The 22,938-nt window shown below is 67.0% G+C and carries 22 protein-coding genes and 1 other RNA gene; 1 reads left to right on the top strand and 22 read right to left on the bottom strand.

The genetic code is table 11. The features are described from left to right. Window positions 1-9 precede the first annotated feature (9 nt). The 19 genes from ftsA to JJ918_RS09470 form a co-directional block, all read right to left on the bottom strand. Entirely contained in the window at window positions 10-1,338 is a 1,329-nt protein-coding gene (gene ftsA / locus JJ918_RS09560; RefSeq protein ID WP_291886375.1) for a cell division protein FtsA, read from the bottom strand. Beyond that, window positions 1,335-2,111: a cell division protein FtsQ/DivIB gene (locus tag JJ918_RS09555; protein WP_291886372.1), complete on the bottom strand. Its 777-nt coding sequence runs from the start codon at window positions 2,109-2,111 to the stop codon at window positions 1,335-1,337. The genes ftsA and JJ918_RS09555 overlap by 4 nt, the downstream gene beginning before the upstream one ends. Window positions 2,112-2,230: 119 nt before the next feature. Then, window positions 2,231-3,145 carry a D-alanine--D-alanine ligase gene (locus JJ918_RS09550; protein WP_291886370.1) on the bottom strand — a complete coding sequence of 305 codons (915 nt, stop codon included), beginning with the start codon at window positions 3,143-3,145 and terminating at the stop codon, window positions 2,231-2,233. 3 nt (window positions 3,146-3,148) lie between these two features. Continuing rightward, the gene (locus JJ918_RS09545; RefSeq protein ID WP_291886368.1) at window positions 3,149-3,745 is read right to left on the bottom strand and encodes a hypothetical protein; all 597 of its coding nucleotides are present in this window, start codon (window positions 3,743-3,745) and stop codon (window positions 3,149-3,151) included. Then, entirely contained in the window at window positions 3,742-4,677 is a 936-nt protein-coding gene (gene murB, locus JJ918_RS09540; protein ID WP_291886366.1) for a UDP-N-acetylmuramate dehydrogenase, read from the bottom strand. The genes JJ918_RS09545 and murB overlap by 4 nt, the downstream gene beginning before the upstream one ends. Before the next feature lie 181 nt (window positions 4,678-4,858). Next, complete coding sequence (gene murC / locus JJ918_RS09535) at window positions 4,859-6,265, bottom strand: UDP-N-acetylmuramate--L-alanine ligase (RefSeq protein ID WP_291886364.1); 1,407 nt, start codon at window positions 6,263-6,265, stop codon at window positions 4,859-4,861. Further along, window positions 6,262-7,368: an undecaprenyldiphospho-muramoylpentapeptide beta-N-acetylglucosaminyltransferase gene (murG, locus tag JJ918_RS09530; protein WP_291886362.1), complete on the bottom strand. Its 1,107-nt coding sequence runs from the start codon at window positions 7,366-7,368 to the stop codon at window positions 6,262-6,264. Before murG ends, murC begins: the two co-directional genes overlap by 4 nt. Next, window positions 7,365-8,492 (bottom strand): putative lipid II flippase FtsW, encoded by a 1,128-nt coding sequence (gene ftsW / locus JJ918_RS09525; RefSeq protein ID WP_291886359.1) that lies wholly within the window; start codon window positions 8,490-8,492, stop codon window positions 7,365-7,367. Before ftsW ends, murG begins: the two co-directional genes overlap by 4 nt. Beyond that, window positions 8,489-9,913 (bottom strand): UDP-N-acetylmuramoyl-L-alanine--D-glutamate ligase, encoded by a 1,425-nt coding sequence (gene murD, locus JJ918_RS09520; RefSeq protein WP_291886357.1) that lies wholly within the window; start codon window positions 9,911-9,913, stop codon window positions 8,489-8,491. Before murD ends, ftsW begins: the two co-directional genes overlap by 4 nt. A 9-nt stretch (window positions 9,914-9,922) precedes the next feature. Further along, window positions 9,923-11,026 (bottom strand): phospho-N-acetylmuramoyl-pentapeptide-transferase, encoded by a 1,104-nt coding sequence (gene mraY / locus JJ918_RS09515; RefSeq protein ID WP_291886354.1) that lies wholly within the window; start codon window positions 11,024-11,026, stop codon window positions 9,923-9,925. A 7-nt stretch (window positions 11,027-11,033) separates the two neighbouring features. Continuing rightward, entirely contained in the window at window positions 11,034-12,446 is a 1,413-nt protein-coding gene (gene murF / locus JJ918_RS09510) for a UDP-N-acetylmuramoyl-tripeptide--D-alanyl-D-alanine ligase (RefSeq protein ID WP_291886352.1), read from the bottom strand. Then, window positions 12,439-13,893 (bottom strand): UDP-N-acetylmuramoyl-L-alanyl-D-glutamate--2,6-diaminopimelate ligase, encoded by a 1,455-nt coding sequence (locus tag JJ918_RS09505; RefSeq protein ID WP_291886350.1) that lies wholly within the window; start codon window positions 13,891-13,893, stop codon window positions 12,439-12,441. Before JJ918_RS09505 ends, murF begins: the two co-directional genes overlap by 8 nt. Then, window positions 13,890-15,647 carry a penicillin-binding protein 2 gene (locus tag JJ918_RS09500; protein ID WP_291886347.1) on the bottom strand — a complete coding sequence of 586 codons (1,758 nt, stop codon included), beginning with the start codon at window positions 15,645-15,647 and terminating at the stop codon, window positions 13,890-13,892. Before JJ918_RS09500 ends, JJ918_RS09505 begins: the two co-directional genes overlap by 4 nt. After that, window positions 15,647-16,033 (bottom strand): hypothetical protein, encoded by a 387-nt coding sequence (locus JJ918_RS09495; protein WP_291886344.1) that lies wholly within the window; start codon window positions 16,031-16,033, stop codon window positions 15,647-15,649. Before JJ918_RS09495 ends, JJ918_RS09500 begins: the two co-directional genes overlap by 1 nt. Further along, on the bottom strand, window positions 16,030-17,034 hold the full coding sequence (gene rsmH, locus JJ918_RS09490; protein WP_291886341.1) for a 16S rRNA (cytosine(1402)-N(4))-methyltransferase RsmH: 1,005 nt from the start codon (window positions 17,032-17,034) through the stop codon (window positions 16,030-16,032). The genes JJ918_RS09495 and rsmH overlap by 4 nt, the downstream gene beginning before the upstream one ends. Then, window positions 17,031-17,492: a division/cell wall cluster transcriptional repressor MraZ gene (locus tag JJ918_RS09485; RefSeq protein WP_271184967.1), complete on the bottom strand. Its 462-nt coding sequence runs from the start codon at window positions 17,490-17,492 to the stop codon at window positions 17,031-17,033. The genes rsmH and JJ918_RS09485 overlap by 4 nt, the downstream gene beginning before the upstream one ends. A gap of 459 nt (window positions 17,493-17,951) precedes the next feature. Next, window positions 17,952-18,338: RNase P RNA component class A (rnpB, locus tag JJ918_RS09480), an RNA gene on the bottom strand. 33 nt (window positions 18,339-18,371) lie between these two features. Continuing rightward, window positions 18,372-19,031, bottom strand: a complete 660-nt coding sequence (locus tag JJ918_RS09475; protein ID WP_367277687.1) for an N-acetylmuramoyl-L-alanine amidase — start codon at window positions 19,029-19,031, stop codon at window positions 18,372-18,374. A gap of 2 nt (window positions 19,032-19,033) precedes the next feature. After that, complete coding sequence (locus JJ918_RS09470; protein WP_291886331.1) at window positions 19,034-19,948, bottom strand: EamA family transporter; 915 nt, start codon at window positions 19,946-19,948, stop codon at window positions 19,034-19,036. A 129-nt stretch (window positions 19,949-20,077) separates the two neighbouring features. Here JJ918_RS09470 and JJ918_RS09465 point away from each other — a divergent pair, with 129 nt between their 5' ends. Beyond that, window positions 20,078-20,518, top strand: coding sequence for a hypothetical protein (locus tag JJ918_RS09465; protein ID WP_291886329.1), 441 nt, complete (start codon window positions 20,078-20,080; stop codon window positions 20,516-20,518). 47 nt (window positions 20,519-20,565) lie between these two features. Here the strand turns inward: JJ918_RS09465 and JJ918_RS09460 are convergent, their stop codons facing one another. The 3 genes from JJ918_RS09460 to JJ918_RS09450 all read right to left on the bottom strand — a co-directional run bounded on the left by JJ918_RS09460 (window position 20,566) and on the right by JJ918_RS09450 (window position 22,937). Next, entirely contained in the window at window positions 20,566-21,798 is a 1,233-nt protein-coding gene (locus JJ918_RS09460) for a hypothetical protein (protein WP_291886327.1), read from the bottom strand. Window positions 21,799-21,885: 87 nt separating this feature from the next. Next, window positions 21,886-22,170 carry a hypothetical protein gene (locus tag JJ918_RS09455; RefSeq protein ID WP_291886325.1) on the bottom strand — a complete coding sequence of 95 codons (285 nt, stop codon included), beginning with the start codon at window positions 22,168-22,170 and terminating at the stop codon, window positions 21,886-21,888. Between the two features lie 65 nt (window positions 22,171-22,235). After that, window positions 22,236-22,937, bottom strand: a complete 702-nt coding sequence (locus JJ918_RS09450; protein ID WP_291886323.1) for a molecular chaperone DjiA — start codon at window positions 22,935-22,937, stop codon at window positions 22,236-22,238. Between the last annotated feature and the right edge of the window lies 1 nt (window position 22,938).

Here is a 22,938-nt window from a genome sequence, read left to right as displayed (position 1 = left end):
CACGGACGATCAGAAGCTTTCGGCAAACCAGCGCCACATCGAGCCGGCAGAGCCTGCTTCGGCGCGGTTGCGGCGCGCCGCAACGGTAAAGCCGCCCATGCGCGGCGGGCCTGAGATCGCCTCGGCCGCCCCGCGTGTCTCGCGGCGCACAATGCCGGCGACGGCGGAGAAGGCCGGACCGGACACGGCATCGCCCAGGCCGGTCACACCGGTCGGGCCGGCGATACGCACCTGTTTGCCGAACACCCGGGCCGCAAGCTCGCCGGCGCCGGGCATCTGGGCCCCGCCCCCGGTCAGCACCAGACGGCGGCCGGAGGACTTGCCCACACCGGCCGCGTCGAGGCGGTCACGGATCAGTTCAAAGGTTTCTTCCAGACGCGGCCGGATGATGGAGTTGAGCAGGGAACGCGGTGCGCTGTCATACATCGCGCCGTTCTCGCCGGAGACCGAGGGCACCTCGATCATCTGCTGGTCGTCTTCCGGGCTGTCCAGCGCCGAGCCGTACAGCGTCTTGAGGCGCTCGGCCGCCACCAGCGGCGTCGACAGGCCGCGCGCCACGTCGGACGTGACATGCGAACCGCCCACGGGAACCGCGTCGATATGCAGGAGCGCGCCTTCGGCGAACACGGCTGCCGTCGTTGCGCCGGCGCCCATGTCGATCAGGGTCGCGCCCAGCTGGACTTCATCATCGGCCAGGGCGGAAAGGCCCGAAGCATAGGGCGTGGCCACCACGCCGCGCAGATCGAAATGGCAGCGCTCGACACAGGTCAGAAGATTGCGCAGCGGGCCAATGGCCGCCGTGATCACGTGGACTTCCACACCCAGCGTACGTCCGAACATGCCGCGCGGGTCGCGGATGCCGCGATGATCGTCGACCGACCAGGACAGCGGGATGGCGTGCAGCACGACCCGGTCCTCGGCATCGAACTCGCTCAGCGCCCCGTCGAGCAGGCGGCGCAGTTCGCGTTCGGTGACTTCGCGCTGCGGCAGGTCGATTTCCGCAGCGATGCGTGTCGAGCTGGGCTGTCCGGACGACAGCGTGACGGTGACGGAGCTGACGGCCTGGGAGGCCATGCGTTCGGCCTGCTCGACCGCGGCGCGGATCGCCTCGGCGGCGGCGTCCATGTCGACAACCGCGCCGGCGCGCACACCGCGCGAGGACTGGTGACCGACACCGACCACGCGCGGACGGGGGCCGGATACGGTCTGATCGGTCCGGGCAATGAAGCAGGCAATCTTGGACGAACCGACATCCAGCGCGGCGCAGACACCGCCTGCGGACTTGCCGCCGGTTACCGAGTCCGCCTGCCGCGACCGAAAGAAATCCAGCACACTCACGCTTCACGCTCCCGCAATCCCGCCGCCTGTGCGCGGTCCGGCCGGGCCCGGACGATCAGATCGCCCTCGCCCCGCAGATCGAAACTCTCGGCCGCCAGGCGCAACACGCCCCGCTCGGCCTGCAATCGCGCCAGGATGGCAATCGATGCCGTGACATCGCCTTCCGGCAACTTCACATCGGCGCCGCTGTCCAGGCGCAGATTCCAGCGGCGCTCACCCACCCGCACCGCACCGACGACGCGGTCACGAACGATGGGGTAATTGTCGAGCGCCTCGACGATCTCGACGACCGCTTCATTGGCACCCTCTGCGACAACGAGCGGCAGCGGCAAAGGGTTCATCGGGTCGGCATGCGCCAGCACGACACCGTGGCGGTCGATCACACGCAGATCCCCGTCGACCTGCCAGAGCGCATACGCTTCGCGGGTCTCGACCACGATCGCGATCCGGTCCGGCAGCAGGCGCGCGACGGTCGCGCGGCGAACGGCCGGCAAGGCTTCGACGCGGCGGCGGATGATGTCGGGATTGACGGCGAAAATCGGCTGCCCGTCATAGACTTCGCTGGCGACGACAATGGCATGAGCATCGGCTCCGCTGGCGCCGGTGACATCGACGGCACGCACGGCAAAGCCGACACCGGACAGGCGATAGCCGGCAAAGTCGCGGATTTCCATGGCGGCGTCGTCGAGCTGGCCGAAGAGCGCAAGTCCGCCTACGGTGACCGCCACCAGGCCTGTCACCGCCAGCCCGCCGAGACGGGCTGTCTTCGCCATACGGTATTTCGCACCCCGGACCCGGGCCTCGGCCCAGTTACGCAAACGCCGCGGTGCGGACACCGCGGCGGATCGGGGTTGGGACGTGCGCCGGGTCGTCTTACGCGACCCGCCGCGCCTCACCTTCGACACGACGCATTCTCCGCCATCCATTGCACGAGATCGCTGAAGGCGATCCCGCAATACTGCGCCTGTTCGGGCGCAAGAGATGTCGGAGTCATGCCCGGCTGGGTGTTAATTTCGAGTAACCATAGCGGTTCTTCGGACGTGGAATCGTAACGGAAATCCGACCGCGTCAGACCGCGGCATCCCAAGGCCTTGTGGGCTTTCAGCGCCAGTTCACAGGCCCGCTCTGCGATTTCTTCCGGCACCGGCGCGGGTAAAATATGATCGGACCCGCCCGCAGCATACTTGGCGTCATAATCGTAGAAAGTCGTCTTCGGCACGATTTCGGTGACGCACAGCGCGCGGTCTTCCATCACGGCGACGGTCAGCTCGCGGCCGGGGATATAGCGCTCGATCAGAACCTCTTCGCCCAGCGCCCAGGCAGTCGAGCCCAGCTCGGCCGGCGGCCGGTTGGCACCTTCCAGCACGATATGCACGCCCACCGACGAGCCCTGCGCATTCGGCTTGGCGACATAGGGCGGCTTCATGGCATGCGATTTGGCCGCCTCGAAGCGGTTGGCGATGAAACCTTCCGGACAGGGAATGCCGGCCGCGCGCAGCACGTCCTTGGCTTTCTGCTTGTCCATGGCCAGCGCCGAGGCCAGGACGCCGGAGTGCGTATAGGGCTTGCCGAAATGCTCGAGCACGCCCTGCACCAGCCCGTCCTCGCCCCACTCGCCGTGCAGCGCGTTGAAAACAATGTCCGGCGCCGCCTCCTCCAGCTGACGATAGAGGTCGCGGCCTGCATCGATCTCGACGACGTCATAGCCCTTCTCGCGCAGCCCCTTCGCACAGGCCGCGCCGGAGACCAGGGACACATCGCGCTCCGGAGACAGACCGCCCAGCAGGACGGCGATACGTTTCGTCATGATCTAGCCTATCACATGGCCGGCATCGGGCCGGGCAGCCATCTGGCTGGCATCGCGGATGGACATCACCTGCGCGCCGCTGTCACGGGCGATCGGGATGAGTTCCGCCAGGGCTTCAGCCGGCGCAGACCCGAAATCGATCCGCAGCATGCCCGGCTCGACCCAGGCACAGATGTGCAGCACGCCGCTCGGCTTGTCGCGCACGGTGACCCAGGGCGTCTTGCCGTTGAAGCCGAACCAGCGATTGAACCACTCGATCACCTTGTCGCGATCCCAGATCGCGCCGGGGACCTCGACCACCGCGCTGTCCCAGCGGAATGGATTGAGCTGGACCGCGACACCGTCGATCCGGTCGGACATCGGCGCGAAGCCGAGCATGGATTTGAGGCTGTATTCATGCGGCGGCGCGTTGTCGCCCGGGGCCGAAACGAAATCGACGCGGCAAAGCTTGCGCGCGAAATTGGTCTGCGCCTGGATTTCGAACAGGTATTCGCCGGCACCCTGGGGATAGGCCTTGGCCTTGTCGGCCAGCCAGGTCGCGTAACCGTTCACATACTGGTTGCGGATCGGCTCGATGGCCGTGATGAAATCCTGGGTCATCTGGATTGCTCCTCCTGGCTCTTGCCGATGCGCCGCACTTCCCAGCGCAGGTCGATCCCGTGCGTCTCGCGGATGCGGGCCCGGATCGTCTCGCCTACCTCTTCCAGATCGGCCGCCGAGGCGGAACCGTCATTGATCAGGAAATTGCAGTGCTGTTCGGAAAACCGTGCGCCCCCGACCGAGAAGCCGCGGCCGCCGACACTGTCGATCAGCTGCCAGGACTTGCGCTGGTCCGGCGTGCCGGGCGGGTCGGGATTGGCGAAGGTCGAGCCCGATGTCTTTTCCCGGATCGGCTGGGTCTGTTCGCGGCGGGCGGTGATCTCGCCCATGCGCGCCTCGATCGCGGCGGGCTCGTCCGGCGTGCCCTGGAAGACGGCTTCGGTGAAGATCCAGTCCTCCGGCGCCTCGCAATGACGATAGGAATAGGCCAGCTCGTCCGGTGAGGCGACGATGCGCCGCCCGGACCGGTCGAGCGCCACGGCCTCGACGATCACATCGGCGGTTTCCTGGTCATAGCAGCCGGCATTCATGCGCAACGCGCCGCCGATCGTACCGGGCACACCGATCAGATACTCCATACCCGCCAGGCCTGCCTTGGCAGCGGCCTTGGCGACCATGCGGTCCAGCGCACCGGCGCCGGCCCGCAGACGATTGCCGTCCAGGGCCTCGGTCTTCGCGAAGGGCGGACCGAGCCGGATCACCACGCCCGGCACACCGCCATCGCGCACCAGCGTATTCGATCCGGCACCCAGGACATGAACCGGGATCTCGTCCGGTGTCTCGGCCAGGAAGCGCGCCAGATCGGCCTCGTCGGCCGGCAGGTAGAGCACATCCGCCGGACCGCCGACGCGCAGCCAGGTGATATCCCTGAGCGGCGCCTGTTCGATATATTTGCCGCGAACGGGCGGGAGCTGGGCGAGAAGGTTCGTCACAACAGGCCTCCATCCTTCCCCTCGACGGGGAAGGGGGACCGCGCCGAAGGCGGGGTGGATGGGGTGGGGGCGAGGTGTGTGAAAACGCCGGCACCGGGCTTCACCCCTTCCGGCCCGAAGCTCCGCTTCGGCCCACCTTCCCCATCAAGGGGAAGGACCGCGGTTTCACCGGCTTGCTCCACTAGCCCAACGCCTCCAGCTCACCCGGAAGCGCGTAGGCCCATTGCGTGATGTCGCCGGCGCCGAGGCAGACGACGACATCGCCCTTCCCGGCCCGTTTGGCGACTTCGGCAGCAACGCTGTCGCGGGTGATGGCCAGGGCGTCGCGATGGCCGTGCGCGGTCAGGCTGGCGACGAGATGGTCGCGGTCGGCCCCCTCGATCGGGTCCTCGCCGGCGGTATAGACCGGGGCCACCAGCACGCTGTCGGCATCGTTGAAACAGGTCGAGAAATCCTCGAACAGGTCGTGCAGGCGGGAATAGCGGTGCGGCTGCATCACGGCGACCACCTTGCCGGTCGCGGCCTGGCGCGCAGCGCGCAACACGGCAGCGATCTCGACCGGGTGGTGGCCGTAATCGTCGATAATGGTCGCGCCTTTCCAGCTGCCGGTCTGCGTAAAGCGCCGCTTCACCCCGCCGAAGCCCTTCAGAGCGCCCTTGGCGGCGTCTTCGGTAAGACCGAGCTCACGCGCCGTTGCCAGGGCCGCGACAGCATTGAGCACATTGTGCTCACCCATCATCGGCAAAACGATATCGCGCCAGGTCTCCGGCGCCTGGTCGCGCAGGCGGAAGGTGACGTCGAAAGTCGAACCGGACGGCTCCATACGCAGGTTTTCCAGACGCACATCGGCCTGCGGGTTCTTGCCGTAGGTGATGACGCGGCGGTCCTCGATCCGGCTGGCCAGCGACTGCACTTCGGGATGATCGGTGCACAGCACGGCAAAACCGTAGAAGGGCAGGTTCTCGACAAAGCGGAAGAAGGCCTGCCGCAGCGCATCGAAACTGCCGTAGTGCTCCATGTGCTCCGGATCGATATTGGTGACGATGGCCACCGTCGACCGCAGTTTCAGGAAGGAGCCGTCGCTTTCATCGGCCTCGACCGCCATCCAGTCGCCCAGGCCCATCTTGGCGTTCGAGCCATAGGCCGAGATGATGCCGCCATTGATCACGGTCGGATCGACGCCCGCCGCATCCATCAGCACCGAGACCAGCGATGTGGTTGTCGTCTTGCCGTGCGTGCCGCCGACGGCGACGGCGAATTTCAACCGCATGAGTTCGGCCAGCATTTCAGCCCGGCGCACGACGGGGATTTTCTTGGCCCGTGCCGCGACGAGTTCGGGATTGTCCGGCTTGATTGCAGAGGAGACGACGATGGCGCCTGCCCCTTCGACATTCTCGCCCGCATGACCGATCGCAACCCGCGCGCCCAGGCCTTCCAGACGCTCGACATTCGGATTGGCGCGGATGTCCGATCCCTGCACCTGATAGCCGAGATTCAGCATGACCTCGGCAATGCCGCTCATGCCGATGCCGCCGATACCGACGAAATGGACAGGGCCGACAGGGAAAGGCAGGGCGGCAAATTTCATACGAGGGCTCCTCGCACCAGGCCGTCGATCGATTTCGCCAGCGTTTCCGCGGCGTCGGGCCGGCCCAGCGTGCGGGCTGCGGCGGCCCGTTCGGCCAAGTCTTCGGGGTTGGTAAGGCGGGTTTCAAGCAGTTTGGCGACGCGATCGGCCGTGAAGTCGGCTTCGCGCAGCATGTCGGCGGCGACGGCCTGGACCAGACCGTCGGCATTGGCGGCCTGGTGGTCGTCTGTTGCGATGGCAAGCGGGCAGAAGATCGCCGGGCGTCCCACACCGGCCACTTCGGACACGGTGGACGCGCCGGAGCGGCCGATCACGAGATGGCTGGCCGCATAAAGCGCGCCGACATCCTCGAAGAAGGGTTCGCAAATGGCGTTGACGCCGGCTTGGGCATAGGTCTCGCGGGCCATGGGGAGGGATTCCTCACGGGTCTGTTGGACGACATCAAGGCGAGATCGCAGCTTTTCCGGGAGTTTTGCCACCGCCGCCGGCACGGTTTCCGACAGGATGCGCGCGCCCAGCGAGCCGCCGAGCACGAGCAGGTTGATCCGCCCGTCAGCCGTCAGCGCCGGATAGCCGGCCGCCCGCGCCTCGACGATGGGGGTGCGCAGCGGATTGCCGGTGAGGATGTGACGCTTGCGCGCCTTCTCCGGCAGCCTGTCCAGGCGCTCGAAGCCGGACGCGACAAAGCCGGCGCGGGCCGCAAACATGCGATTGACCCGGCCCAGCACCGCATTCTGCTCGTGAATGGCAAAGGGGATGCGCATCGATTGTGCCACGCCAAGCGCGGGAAAGGCAGGATAGCCGCCAAAGCCGGCGACCACGTCCGGCTTCCAGCGCTGTACGATGCCGCGCGTCTGGGCCAGGCCCTGGGTCAGCTCCAGCGCCGCCTTGGCCAGCTTGACCGGGTTTTTCGTCGACGGGCTGGCGGCATGGATCTCGTCGACCGCGACAGCCGGAAAATCCGCCGCATGGCGCAGGCCGCGCGTATCCGTGACGAGCCGCACCTGCCAGCCGCGCGCGATCAGCGCATCGGCCGCAGCGCGCGCCGGAAAGATGTGACCGCCGGTCCCGCCGGCGGCAATCAGGCAACGGCGCGGCGTCATGCCGAATGCCGCAGCGAATAGGCGCCGGGACGGCGGCGGGTGAAAGCCAGAAGGAGGCCGGCCCCGAAGGCGAGCGCAAGCATGGAGGACCCTCCGTAGGATACGAAGGGCAAAGTCATGCCCTTGGGCGGGATGAGGTTCAAGTTCACGCCGATGTTGACGAGCGCCTGCAGTGCAAATTGCAGCGCCAGCCCGGCGACCGCCAGCTGGGCGAAATTGTCCTGCAGCCGCATCGCCTGGGTCCAGGCGCGCGCCACCAGGATCGCGAACAGGCCGATGATGGCGAGCGAGGCCATCAGGCCGAATTCCTCGGCAGCGACGGCGAAGATGAAGTCGGCATGGGCGTCGGGCAGGAAGTTCTTCACCTCCCCCTCGCCCGGCCCGGCGCCGGCGATCCCGCCGCGCGAGATCGCCTCGATGGCCTGGTCGATCTGGTAGGTGTCGCCGCTCTCCGGATTCATGAAGCGGTCGACCCGGCTGGCGACGTGCGGGAAGGTGAAATAGGCCAGCGTCGAGCCGGTCGCCGCCAGCCCGCCCAGCACCGACACCCACAGCCAGGACAGGCCGGAGGCAAAGAAGACGCCGCCGAAACACAGGGTCAAAAGCACGGTCTGGCCGAAATCCGGCTGCGCCATCAGAAGCCCGATGGACACGATATAGATGCCGAAGGCGATCGCCCGGCCCGGGATCGGCGCGCCACGCTTTTCCTCGGCAAACAGCCAGGCGGCCGTGACGATCAGCGCCGGCTTGAGAAACTCGGAGGCCTGCAGGGAAAGCGGGCCGACGCGTATCCAGCGGGTCGCGCCCTTCACCTCATTGCCGATGAAGAGCGTCGCCACCATCAACAGAAGCGAGCAGCCCAGCGCAATCACGGCCAGCCGCCGCGCGCCCTTGGGATTGAGCGCCGATACGCCCAGCATGCCGACAAGGCCGGCCACCGCGAACACGCTCTGGCGGTAGAAGAAGTGGAAAGGGTCGTCGATGCCGATCCGCCCGGCGATGGCAGGGCTGGCAGCCATGGACAGGATCAGGCCGATCACGATAAGCGCGATGACCACGACCAGCAGCGTCCGGTCGACCCCGCGCCACCAGGTCCCCAATCCCCGGGAAACGTCCTGGATCACGAGACATGCTCCGCAGCATCGTCCGGCACGGTGAGGCCGGAGACGATCGAGCGGAAGGCATCGCCGCGCGCCTCATAGGAGGTGAACTGGTCAAAGGAGGCCGCGGCCGGCGACAGCAGCACCACCTCGCCCGGGCGTCCCTCTGCCCAGGCATCGCGTGCGGCAGCCGCCACAGCGGCTTCCAGCGTGCCGCAGCGTGTGAACGGGATCCGGCCGTCCAGTTCGCCAGCGAACCGGTCCTCGGCCTCGCCGATCAGATAGGCCCGGGCGATCCGTCCGGCGGCGCCCATGGCCGCTTTCAGCCCGCCTTCCTTGGCCCGCCCGCCGACAATCCAGCGGATGCTGTCATAGCAGGTGAGCGCCTGGATGGCGGCTTCGGCATTGGTGGCCTTGCTGTCATTGACGAAGCGGATGCCACCAAGGGTCGCGACGCTTTCCTGGCGGTGCGGCAGGCCGGGGAATGTATAGATCGCCTCGGCCGCGGCGCGGGCCGACACACCCATCAGCCGCACGGCGGCGAGCGCTGCGGCGACATTCTGGGCATTGTGGCGCCCCGGCAGGGCCGGTGCCCGTTTCAGATCGACCGCCGGATGCGAGGCTGTATCCAGCGCGTCATAGACCCGGTCGCCCAGCGCATAGACGCCCCGCGCAAACACGCGGCCGGACGAGATCGGAACGACCTGTTCCTCACGCCGGGACTGCCGCAGCCGGGAGAAGAAGGCGGCGGTGTCGTTGTCGTCGATGCCGATCACGGCCTGGCCCGACGGTGCCTGCATTTCGAACAGGCGCTGCTTGGCACGGAAATAGCCGTCGAAATCGCCGTGCCGGTCGATGTGATCCGGCGTGATGTTAAGCAGCACCGCGACGTCACAGGCGAGCGAATGCGTCAGATCGATCTGGTAGGAGGACAGTTCCAGCACGTAGTGCAGGCCCGGGCTGGGCGGATCCTGCGCCAGGATGGCGTCGCCGATATTGCCGCCGACGACAGTCTTGCGGCCGGTTTCACGCAGGATGTGGCCGATCAGTGCGGTCGTGGTCGACTTGCCGTTGGTGCCGGTAATACCGATCACTTTCGGCCGGCGCTTTTCCGGCACATCGCGAAGCGCCAGGGCGAACAGCTCGATATCGCCGATCACCGGCGCGCCGACACTGTTGGCCAGCTCGACCATGCGGTGCGGCTTGGGGTGGGTCAGCGGAATGCCCGGCGACAGGACCAGCGCGGCGATATCGCCCCAGTCGCGCCGGTTGAGATCGTCCGGCTGCAGGCCGGCGGCCAGGGCACGATCGCGCGCAGCCTCGCTGTCATCCCAGCAGGATACGTCTGCGCCGCCTGCGGCGAGGGCCTTGGCCGTGGCTATGCCTGTGCGCCCCAATCCGAACACAGCGACACGGCGGCCTTCATATGCATGGATCGGGATCATGAAGGGCTGTTATCTCAGCTTCAGGGTTGCAAGTCCAATCAATGCGAGCACAACGGCAATGATCCAGAAGCGGATGACAATGGTGGGCTCGGCCCAGCCATGCCGTTCGAAATGGTGGTGGATCGGCGCCATCTTGAAAACACGCTTGCCGGTCAGCTTGAAGCTGGCGACCTGCACCATCACCGAGACGATCTCGAGCACGAACAGCCCGCCGACGATTGCCAGCACGATCTCGTGCTTCACGGCGACCGCGATGGCGCCCAGCGCGCCGCCCAGCGACAGCGAGCCGGTATCGCCCATGAAGACCATGGCCGGCGGTGCATTCCACCACAAAAAGCCCAGTCCCGCGCCGATCAGCGCGCCGCAGAAAACCAGCAGCTCGCCGGTGCCCGCTGTGTAGTGGACCTGCAGGTATTCGGCAAAGTCGACCCGGCCGACGACATAGGCAATGGCGCCGAAAGTCGCCGCGGCAATCATCACGGGCACGATGGCCAGCCCGTCCAGGCCGTCGGTCATGTTCACCGCATTGCCGGCGCCGACAATGACGATACAGCCGAACGCATAGAAGAGCGGACCGATATTGATCACCAGGTCCTTGAAGAAGGGAAAGGCGATCGAGGTCGACATCCCGGTTTCCATGCCCAGGCCCCGCGCCGTCACCGTCGCCCAGACGACGGCGACCAGCGCGATGATGAATTCCGTCGCCAGCTTCAGCCGGCCGGAGAAGCCCGCCGTCGATTGCTTGGTGACCTTGAGATAGTCGTCGATGAAACCGATCACACCGAAACCGGCCGTGACGAAGACGACGATCCAGACATAGGCATTCGACAGGTCCGCCCACAGGAGCGTGCCGACCATGACACCTAGCAGGATCAGAAAGCCGCCCATGGTCGGCGTGCCGGTCTTCTCGACCACGTGACGCTCGATCCCCTCGGCGCGGATCGGCTGGCCCTTGCCCTGCTTCTTGCGCAGCCAGGCAATCATCGGCTTGCCGAGCAGGAAGGCGATCAGCATGGCCGTCATCAGTGCGCCGCCGGTGCGGAAGGTGATGTAGCGGAACAGATTGGCCAGCTGGAGGTCTTCAGCCAGCGGCGACAGCAACAAATACAGCATGGGCGGATCAGGCCTCCGTCAATCCGAGCGCGGAACCGTCGGCCAGATATGCGGCAATCCTGTGGAGACCGGAGGCATTCGACCCTTTGACGAGCACAACATCCCCCGGCCGGATTGCTGCCCTGATCAGGTCAAGCCCCTCGTCCGCATTTGCCGCATAGCCTGCGCGGCGGGTCGCGGGCAAGGCGTCGTGGAGGCTGCGCATCCGGCTGCCACACGTATAGACCTCGTCGACACCGGCCGCCTCGAGCGGTTCGGCGAGTGCGGCGTGCATGGCGCCCTCGTCCGGTCCCAGCTCCAGCATGTCGCCCAGAACGGCGATGCGACGCCCGCCCTCACCGGGACGTGCGGCACCGAGCGCCGAGATCGCGGCGGCCATGGAAACCGGATTGGCGTTATAGGCGTCGTCGAGCAGGGTGAAGCTGCCGCCGGCGGGATGCGCCAGGGTCAGCACGCGGCCACGCCCCGCACCGGCTTCAAGCCCCGCCAGCGCTTCGGCAACATCACCGGCATCGAGACCGGCCCCGGCCGAAGCGGCGAAGATGGCGGCGATATTCCAGGCCCAGTGCATGCCCGACGCCTTGACCGAGAAAGGCACGCGCATGCCCAGTACATTGGCGATGCCGCGCGATCCGTCGAGCCCCGTTTCAAACGACTCGATACGGATCGCGGCGTCCTTCGCCGTGCCGAAATCCAGCATGAAGGCCGCGCCGGAATGGCGGGCATGGCGCGCCAGACGTTCGGCCTGGGGATCGTCGGCGGGATAGATCGCGACGCCGTCCGTTTCCAGGCCCTCATAGATCTCCGACTTGGCATCGGCGATCGCCTCGATCGAGCCCAGATGTTCCAGGTGGGCCGGCGCGATACGGGTGATCATCGCCACATGCGGCCGGACCATGGAGGACAGGTCGCGGATCTCGCCGGCATGGTTCATGCCCATCTCGAAGACAGCACGCTGCGTGTCGCGCGGCATGCGCGCCAGCGTCAGCGGGACGCCCCAGTGATTATTGTACGACTTCACGCTCCAGTGCGCCGGACCGGCGGCGCGGAACACGGCGGCCAGCGCGTCCTTGACGGTGGTCTTGCCGACACTGCCCGTCACCGCGACCCGGATCGCGTCGCAACGGTCGCGGGCGGCCTCGCCCAGACTGCGCAGCGCGGCCAGCGTGTCCTTCACCTGCAGCGCCGGTTCGAGGGCCAGATCGCTGCGGGAGATCAGACAGGCCGCGGCACCGGCCTTCAGGGCCGCGGCGGCATAGTCGTGCCCGTCGCGCTCGTCCTTGAGAGCGACGAAGAGATCGCCGGGCTGGATCGTGCGGCTGTCGATCGAGATGCCGGAACAGGTCCAGCCGGTATCGCCGATCAGCATGCCGCCGGTCGCGGCCATGGCCTGTCGGGCTGTCCAGAGCGGTTCAGACATGCGCGGCCTCCCTTTCCCCCAGAGCTTTGCGGGCCTCCTCGCGGTCGTCGAAAGGCAGCGTGGTCCCATTCACGATCTGCCCCGTCTCATGTCCCTTGCCGGCGATCAGCAGGCAGTCGCCCTCGCCCAGCAGGGAAACGCCGCGGCGGATCGCGGCGCTGCGGTCGGCGATTTCCTCGGCCTCCGGACAGCCCTTGAGGACTGCCGCACGGATCGCCGCGGGATCTTCCGACCGCGGATTGTCGTCGGTGACGATGATGTGGTCGGCCTGGCTGGCCGCAATCGCCCCCATTTTCTGGCGCTTGGACGGATCGCGATCGCCGCCGCATCCGAAGACGACGATGACCCGCCCCTGCGTGTGCGGCCGGGCCGCGCGCAACAGCTTGTCCAGACCGTCCGGCGTGTGGGCATAGTCCACCAGGACCGGCGCGGCCTCCCGCGTCTCGCCAACTTTCTCCAGCCGGCCGGGCACGCCTTCCAGCTGCCGCAGCGTGGCCAGAACGGTTTCGGTCTCGACCCCGTCGCCCAAGGCGATGGCTGCGGCACACAGGGCGTTGAGGATCTGGAACTCGCCGACCAGCGGGATTTCCAGACTGTGCTCGGCACCCTTCCAGGCAAAGCTGACATCCTGGCTCGCCGGGCGCGGCGTGATCTCGCGGATCGACAGGTCCTCGCCGCGCCAGCCGATCGTGACCGTATCCAGACCGCGCCGCTGCGCTGTCTCGGCCATGCGGCGGCCCCACTCGCTGTCAACATTGACGACGGCCCGGCCACCTTCGGCGACGCGCTCTGAGAAGAGCAATTCTTTGGATGCGAAGTAATCGGCGAAATCGGGATGATAGTCCAGGTGATCCTGGGTCAGATTCGTGAAGGCGCCGACGCTCACCGTGACCCCGTCCATACGGTGCTGCTTGAGCCCGTGGCTGGAGGCTTCCATCGCCAGATGCGTGACCCCGTCGCTTGCGAGCGCATCGAGGGCACGATGCAGGGCCACTGCATCCGGCGTGGTATAGCCGGTCACTTCACGCGCTGTGCCCCGGGTCACGCCCAGCGTGCCCAGACAGGCGGCATCGCGCCCAGCGGCCGACCAGACCTGGCGAAGGAATTCCACGGTCGAGCTCTTGCCGTTTGTCCCGGTCACGGCCACCACATGCTCCGGCTGGCGCGGATAGAAACGCGCCGCCAGTTCCGCCAGCACGGCGGCCGGCTCGTCGGTGACAAGGACCGGAATGTCCAGCCCCTCGACCGCGATATCGGTCAGGATCACCGCCGCGCCCTGGGCGACCGCCTGGGGGATGAAGTCCCGCCCATGCGCCTTCACGCCCGGCAGGGCGGCAAACAGGAAGCCCGGCTCAACCTTCCGGCTGTCCAGGGTCAGGCCGCGCACCTCGACGGCGCCGTCTTCCGGCGCGAACTCGTCTTCGGGCATCAGCTCTGACAGTTTCACGGGATGATCTCCGGCATGAGGGCGGCGCGGATCAGGGCCGCGCGTTCACCGTGATCGGTTTCCGCACGCTCCACACCGAGAATGGGGGCAATACGGGAGACAATGTCGCCGACCGCGGGCGCGGCCGTCCATCCACCCGTGGCATAGCCATAGGTCGATTCATTGCCGTGCGGTTCGTCCAGCAGCACCAGAACTGCATATTGCGGATCGTCGGACGGGAAGACCGCCGAGAAGGAGGAGATCAGCCGGTTGCGGTCATAGCCGCCGCGCGAGGGTTTTTCCGCCGTGCCGGTCTTGCCCGCCACGCGATAGCCGATCGCCTCGGCATAGCCGCCCGAGCCATCGGTCACATTCTCGCGCATCAGATCGATCACCGTGCGCGCAGCCTCCGAGGACATCACCCGCTCGCCGACAATCGTCTCGTCGGCCGCAACCGGCAGAAGCGTCGGCGGCACATAGACGCCGTCATTGGCAATGGCCGCAAAAGCCGCAATCGTCGCGATCGGGCTGACGGCCAGACCGTGCCCGTAGGAGATGGTCGCCGTCTCGGTCGGCCCCCATTGGCGCGGCAGCAGCGGATCGGCGCTCTCGGCCAGCTCGATCGGCGCGCGCTCGAGAAGGCGCAGATCGCCCAGGAAGCCGCGCTGGGCCTCGGCGCCCGCTTCCAGCGCAATCAGGCTGGAACCGATATTCGAGGAGTGGGTGAAGATCTCTGTCAGGGTCAGCTGGCGGTTCTCGGCGTGGTAGTCGTGGATGGTGTGACCGCCAATGCGCAGCGGATTGGACGCGTCATAGCCGCTTTCCAGTGTCGCCGTTCCGTTTTCCAGCGCCATCGCCACCGTGAATGCCTTGAAGGTCGAGCCCATCTCGTAGACCGACTGTGCGGCGCGATTGAGGCGGCCGCCGGCATCCGCATCGGTCGGACGGTTGGGATCATAGTCCGGCAGCGAGACCATGGAGAGGATCTCGCCGGTGCGCACATTCATCACCACGCCGACAGCGGCTTCGGCCTCGAACTCGGCCATGGTCGAGCGCAGCACTTCGTCGACATGGAACTGGACGGACATGTCGATCGACAGCGCCACCGGGCGCCCGTCGCCGGACAGGAGTGCGCTGTCGAAAGCGCGCTCGGCCCCGGCCAGACCGGCCATGTCACGGTCGGTATAGCCCACAATGTGCGAAGCGAGCCGGCCGCGCGGATAGACCCGGCGCGGCTCCATGCGGAAGCCCAGCCCGGGCAGGCCCAGCGAGAAAACGGCCTGGCGCTGGCGCGGGGTGAGATTGCGCTGCACCCAGACAAAACGGCCGCGGCCGCCAAGTTCCTCGGTCAGCGCGTCGACATCGATATCGGGCAAAACGGTCGCCAGTGCCTCGGCAGTCTCGCGCGCATCCCACACCAGGCTTGGGTCGGCGTAGAGCGAGTGGGTTTGCAGCGTGGTCGCCAGCACCTGACCGGTCCGGTCGAACAGATCGCCACGCGTCTCCGCATGCGCAGCCTGGCGGATCACCGGCGCTGCATCGGCGGGGCCCATCACGGCAATATCGACGGCCCGGCCTGCCAGCAGCAGGAAACCGACACCCAGGCTCATGCCGATGATACGCAGGCGCGAACGCGCCGCATCCAGGGCCTTGGTCTCGTCGCTTTCGATGCGCAGAAGGCGCGACATGTCCGCCGGCGCAGCCTCGGCCAGCGGCGGCAGTGCAACACTGCGCGACTTGGCGGAAACCTGCCTGCGGAACGGCCAGAGGCGCATCAGTCCGGGCCTCCCACTTCTCGCGGCTCGGCCATTGCCAGCCCCTCGATACGCTCCTCGCGCACGATGTGGCTGTCGGAGCGCAGCGTGTCGCGGCGCTCGTCGGCGCCTGCCAGCAGGGGAAGATCGCTCAGATTGACCTCGCGCGAGGGATCCAGCGGCTCGAAACCGAGATAGCGGCGCGCCAGCGCGCGCAGGCGCTCGGGATCTTCCAGGTGGGCAATCTCGACATTGAGCACATTGATCTGCCGGCGCTCCTCGGCCAGTTGCGCCTGGATGCCTTCCAGCCGCTCCTGCGAGCTCTTCGCCTCGGCTTTCGCGATATAGAGTGCCACTGCCAGCGCCGCGGCGACGACGAACGCGATCGCATTGAACGTGCGGATCATAGCGCGGCCTCCAGACGGGCAAGCGGAACGACACTCCGATACAGTTCCGAACCGTCGGTGACGGCCGGTGCATCGGTACGAATGGCGGCGCGCAGCTTGGCCGAACGGGCCCGCGGATTGGCACCAGCCTCCGCCGCGCCGGCCTCGACGGCCTTGCGATACAGGAGACGGAAACTCGGCTCGGGGCCTGCTTCGGCGACTGGCGCATGACGCGAACCGCCCCCTCCTGCCAGCCCGGCACGGGCCCGCAGGAAGGACTTAACCATGCGGTCCTCCAGTGAATGGAAGGTAACCACGACAAGCCGCCCGAGCGGCGCCAGCAGGCGCTCGGACGCCTCCAGCGCGCGGGCCAGTTCACCCAGCTCGTCATTGACGAAAATGCGCAGCGCCTGGAAGACGCGCGTCGCAGGATGGATTTTCGAATGTTTTCCGCCAGTTGCGCGCGAGACGATTTCGGCCAGCCGGTCCGTCGTCTCGATCGGCGCCTCTTCGCGGGCGGTCAGAATGAACTTGGCGACACGGCGCGAGCGGCGCTCTTCGCCGTAAACATAAAATATGTCTGCCAACTCCTGCTCGCTCAGCAGGTTGACCGCATCGGCTGCCGTGGGGCCGGAACCGGCCATGCGCATGTCCAGCGGACCGGCCTTCTGGAAGGAGAAGCCGCGCTCGGCCTGGTCGATCTGCATGGACGACACGCCGATATCCAGCACGATGCCGTCGACATGCGAGCCGCCGCTGGTGCGCACCACCTCTTCCATCGCCGAGAACGGCGCCTCGACAAAGGCAAAACGGCCACCGGCCGCCTGCTTGAGATGCTCGGCGGCGGGGCGGACAGACGGATCGCGGTCGATGCCGATCAGGCGGCAGTCGGCCGCCGACAGGATGGCCCGCGAATAGCCGCCGGCGCCGAATGTGCCATCGATATAGAGCGCACCGTCACGCGGCTCGAGCGCGTGCAGGACCTCGTCCAGCATGACGGGGATGTGCGGCGAGCCGGTCATGCCCCCCCTCCCGTACGGGGCGGCAGGCGCAGCGACTTCTTGTTCTCGCGCGCGAAGTCGCGGGCATTGGCCTTGCGCTCGGCCAGACGGTCCGGATTCCAGATCTCGAAGCGCGAGCCGAGACCGACGAAGGCCGCCTTGCTGTCCAGGCCGGCATGCTCGATCAGATCCTTCGGCAGGGTGACACGGCCGGTACCGTCAAAAGCCAGACCGCGCGTGTCGCCGAAGATCGTCTGCTCGAAGGCGGCACGGGCGTCGTCATACGGGTCCATCTCCTCGAGCAGGTTCAGATAGCGGTCGAGCAGGGCCTGCCCGCCGCCTTCCAGATACCCGCCTTCGAACGAGGGCCACACGTAGATCTTCTCCTCGGGGTCGTTCTTGACGACGGCACGGAAACCCGCCGGCACGGAAACCCGTCCCTTTGCGTCCACACCATTGATCGTCGTCGACAGAAACACGCGCTTGACCCCCTGCGCCCATGCGGACGAACCCTGCATGGTTAATGATGGGATAACATGGGACAGCATGGGAAACAATGACGAAAGGTTCGTTTTTCATGGATTAACACGCCATCTGAAGTATTCAGATCACAGGAAAACAAGAACAGACGCGGAACATTAAGTTAATATCCACAGCCCCCGGGCGAGTGCGACATGGGATTGCCACCCACAGGGGCCACTTCGGAGATTGTTTCCGATCCGGAACAGATGGTTCCGTGAAGCGACTTTCCTCCACCGCCCCGGGCGGGGGAGGTGCTCCGAAGGGGCGGAGGGGCCGCCGCGCGAAGCACGGCGGAATGGTGGAACCCGGCGCGACCGCCCTTCCTCCGCCTTCGGCTGCAGAAGAGCCCCCTTCGACCCGCAGCTTTGCTGCGGCCCGCTTCCCCCGCTCACGCGGGGGCAGAAAATCAGGAAAGAAGGATCAGGCGGCCTGTAAGCCGGGTTCTGTCCCCCGGACCGGAGTCCGGGGTGGCGACCATTCATCTGCGACCGGCCTTGCGGCCGGCCTGGTGCGACCTACCCGGATGACATGCGGAGACACATGTGCGGCAAGCCGCGCTCATCCCTATTCGGTCTTGCTCCAGGTGGGGCTTGCCTAGCCCCCTTCCTTGCGGTCGGGGCGGTGCGCTCTTACCGCACCGTTTCACCCTTGCCGGGCCCGAAGGCCTGGCGGTCTGTTCTCTGCTGCGCTTTCCCTGGGGTCACCCCCGCCGGACGTTATCCGGCACCTTGTCTCCATGGAGCCCGGACTTTCCTCGACGGCGCCGTTTCCGGACTTGCCGCCGCGGCCGCCCGGCCACCTGATCGCGGTCTAGATCGGTCAAACGCGTCAGCCCGTCAAGCGGCCGACGCCACACGGGCAATGAGATCGCGCGTCTCGTCGTCCAGCTGCCCGTCGACCCGGTGTGGCCTCCAGCGCCGCTGGAACGCCTCGACCACCGCGGGCAGGCCCGGCTCCAGACCGTAACCGATCCGCTCCAGCAGCACGTCCGGCTCACCTGCCATGCGCGCCTGCGGCAGCGCCAGCGCGCAGCCTGCTTCCGCCAGCTGTGTCCATGGGAATTCCTCGCCCGGATCGATCTTGCGCCCGGGGGCGATATCGGAATGGCCGATCACGTCGCGCGGCGCAATCCCATGCCGTCCCATGATGTCCCGCACCAGGGCGGTCACCGCCGCAATCTGGACAGCCGGAAACCCGGGCAGACCGAAATCATGCCCGCCATTGACGATCTCGATGCCGATCGAGGCCGAGTTCAGATCGCGCTCGCCGCGCCAATAGCTGACCCCGGCATGCCAGGCACGGCGGGTTTCATCCACGAGCCGGCATACCGCGCCGTCTTCCTCGACCATGTAGTGGGCGGACACCTGAGCCTGCGGATCGCACATCCGCTCCAGCGCCGCGGCGCCCGTCTCCATGCCGGTATAGTGCAGCACGATATAGGCGAGCGGGCCCTTGCGGTCGTTGAAGTTGGGCGACGGCGTGTCCCGGAAAACCAGGCTCACAGCGTCTTCTCCCGCGCCAGTGCGGCGGTCGGCAATTTGCGGTTCCGGCGCAGGGCGATGATGCCGACACCCAGCAGGGTCAGCGCACCACCGGCGATCAGGCGCCAGCCGAGCGGATCGCCTGTGACCGTGAGCCCCGCGATCACGCCGATCAGCGGTGCCATCAGGGTCAGCGGCGCGATCAGGGTCGCGTCATAGCGCTGCAGAAGATTGTAGAAGACGCCATGGCCGAACACATTCACCAGCAGGACGGTGAAGGCGACGGCCGCGCCGATCGCCCAGCCGCCGCTGACGACCGACTGCATCTGCCCGGTCTCGAAGGTCAGCGACAGCGCCAGCAGCGGCGGCGCCGAGATCAGCCCGATCCAGGCCTGCATGCGGATTGAATCCAGCGGCATCTGCTTGACCAGGATCATGCCGACCGCCGAGGCGAAGGCCGCACCGATGCCGATCATCAGACCGATCGACAGGTCGAGCTCGGCCGGATTGGCAATCACCAGCGCCACACCGGCAAAGGACAGGAGAATGCCGGCGATCCGCGGCAGGCCGACCTTCTCCTTCAGGAAGAGAACCGACAGGATGGTCGCAAAGGGCACGCCGGTTTGCACGGCGATCGCCATCGCCGAAGGCGTGGCCCATTTCAGCCCCAGGAACATCAGCGCGTACTGGCCCGCCCCCATGGTCAGGCCGATGGCGATCATCGTGCCCAGCTTGGCCGGGATCGGGCGCAGCCAGGGCGCCAGCACCGCATAGAGAAGAACAAAGCGCAGGAAGGCGAAAAAGAAGGGCGGCACGCCCTCGAAGCCGTCGACCCAGCCCGGTGCACCGGTCACCGAGAACTTGGCCACCACGAAATTGATGCCCCAGACGACACAGACGGCAAACAGGGCCAGGAAATCGCGCAACCGCATGGCGATTGTCTTGGACTGCGCCGCCCGGGCGGGCAAGCGCAAATCCTTGGCTCCCCCGAACGGGGGATGGCTGATCTCGGGCGCCGTCGGCACCCTCCCTGCGCGTCTACTTGCCCAGGGGAGAGGACTATGACGACAACCCGTATCACCGCATTTGGCCTGACGGCCGCAATGGCGCTCATGGCGGCCGGTTGTGCCACCACATCCAGCTCCGAACCGGCCACAGCCCTGCTGCAGGTCAACAGCCCCGGCGATGCCGATATGAGCTGCGAGCAGCTCAGCGCCGAGATCGGCCGCATGGACCAGATGATGGGGGCCGACATGCAGGCGGCTGCAAACGCGGAAGCCCGCGGCAGCGCCGCGGCCGCCGGCACCAGCGCCGCCATCAACGCAGCCGCCTATTCCGGCGCTCTGGGCCGTGTTCCGGGCCTTGGCTTTGCGGCCAATGCCGCCGGTGGACACGCCCAGGCCCAGGCCCAGGCGGAAGCAGAACGCCGCGAGGAAAATGTGCGCCGCGCCGAACTGCGCCGTACCAGCCTGATGGGCATCTATCAGGGCCGCGACTGCTAGATCGTTTGATGAACCGGGCGCGTGGCCGGTCCGCGCGCCCGCATCGCCTATTCGCCAGCGCCGAAATGCGCATCGAGAAAGGCGAGGAAATGACGCCAGTCGGCGGCATTCACACCATGCAGGCCGCGGCGCATGAAGACGGCGATATCGGCCTCGGGGTCGAACGCCCCCAGCGCATCCTGCTCCAGCCCGTCCGAGCCATAAAGCGCATAGACCGGATTGGCGCCGCGCGCCGCGCGCCAGCTGCCGTTCGGATCGGACCACTGATCCCGCCAGGCCCCGCCGATCAGGAGCGGCCGCGGCGCCATCAGGCCGATCAGCTGATGCTGATCGACCGGGATTTCCTCTTCCCGGCCGGCATAGCTTTCGAAACGGTCGTTGAACCAGTAGGGATAGGCCTCGGTGATCTGGGCGACGCTCTCGCCGGCATCCGAGCGGGTCAGCGTCGTACCGCCGGTGCCTGACTGGTGTGCGATGACGAGGTCGATGCGCGGATCGAAGGCGGCGGCCAGCAGGGCCGACTTGCCGTTGCGCGAATGCCCCCACACCGCCATGCGCTGCCGGTCATAGCGGTCGTCGGCCTCCAGCACGTCGATGACGCGGGAATAGGCCCAGGCCCAGGCGGCGATGGCGCCGGTCTGAACATCCGCCGACAATTCGTCCAGGGCTTCGTCGGCCGCTGCAGCGCTGTCCGGCACGATATCGCCGGCATAGATGAAGGCCAGCGCATAGCCATGCGCGAGGATCTCGGCGACCGGCGGCTCCATGATGTGGCGGCCGAAAATCTGCCGTGTCGACCAGCTGGCAAAACCGGACGGCGCACAATCCGGCGCACGGTCGGTGGCCGGGCCGCTGACACCCTCATGCCAGCCGAGCGCCGCGTGATTGCCGCAGAACATCTGCATCACCACCACCGGCACCGGCCCGTCGGCCGCCACCGGGAGCACGGTGGCCAGATGGGTCTGCGCGCCCGCCAGGTCGAGCGTGTATTCCTCGATGCGGCCAGCCCCGTCATAGGCGGCGGCATCGACAACCGTGTGATCGAGAACCCGCGCCGGCCCGGCCTCAGGCCAGGCGCCATAGACCTCGGCCTCGAAGGCCGCGCGCAAATCCGCCTGCCCCGCCTCCCAGGACTGCCGTGTCAGCCCCGCTGTCTCGAGCGGCGGACGCGCAGCCTCGCCGCCATGACGCGCCGACACTTTGGGCAGGGCCATGGACACACAGCCGACCAGCATCAGCGGCAGGGCAACAATCAGGAAAAGCGGAATGAAACGGCGCACGGCGGCACGACCTCACGAGACGGGAATGACGTCCAGACTAGCAAGGGCCCGGGCGGCGGACAGTCACGATTGCGGGAGCGGCGGTGCTTACCGGCCCAGATCGACGGTCCAGCCATCGGGACCGCGCGTGGCGACGAGCACATCGTCTTCCGCCCCCCGGGGCGAGCCGCGCAGTTTGCGCCACAGCCAGTAGGCGCCGCCGGCAAGCAGGGCAATGCCGGCCAGGACCAGGAAGGCGGCCGTCAGCATGGCGGCCAGGAAGATCACCAGGCCCAGGAAGGCGAGCGCGATCAGGGCGGCCAGCACATCGCGCACGATGCGCCCCGCCTTGGAAGCGAAGAAGTCGGTATTGGCTTGACGGGCGTCAGTCATGTCGTCCTATCCAGTCCAGTTCGCCCCCTACTGTAAGCTCCATGTTGGCATTCTTGGGGCAACAGTCAATTGGCGGCGGATGCGACGAGACCGCGCTCCTGGAGAATCTGGCCGTAAGCACTGTTGATCGCAGCCATTTTCTCGTCGGCCATACGCTGGATTTCCGGCGGTGCGCCGCGGGCGATCAGGCGGTCGGGGTGATTCTGCGAGGCGATCCGGCGATAGGCCCGGCGCAGGTCGAGATCGGAGATGTCCGCCTCGATTCCCAGGATCACATACGGGTCGTGATCCCCGGCATCGATATGGGCCGAGCGAATGCGGCGGAACTCGGTTTCCGAAAAGCCGAAAATATCGGCCACGCGTTCCAGATAGTGCATCTCGTCCGGCGTGACGGCGCCATCGGCCTTGGCGATGTGGAACAGGCCGTCGAGCACATCTTCCAGAAGCGCGGGGTAGCAGTTGAAACGCTTGGCCAGGCGGCGGGCATAGCCGTCAAAGCCCAGCGTCGTCTGGGTTGCCAGCTGAAAGGCGCGGTCCAGCGCGTCGCGGCCCTCCGGCGGTGGCCGGAAGACCTCGTAAAAGGCCCGGACCTCGCTGCGCGTCACAGCCCCGTCAGCCTTGGCCATCTTGGCGCCCAGCCCGATCAGGGCCATGGCGAAATCGGCATCCTCGACCTGGTGCAGCCGCGCACGCTCGTCGCAGCCATCGCACTCCAGGAAGCATTCCCGGCCCCTCAGCCGGTCAGCCAGCCTGCTCCAGAAACTCATG

Origin of the sequence: Maricaulis sp. (genome assembly GCF_017642925.1) — a bacterium.
GTDB lineage: Bacteria > Pseudomonadota > Alphaproteobacteria > Caulobacterales > Maricaulaceae > Maricaulis.
This window is presented reverse-complemented; position numbering and strand designations above follow the sequence as displayed.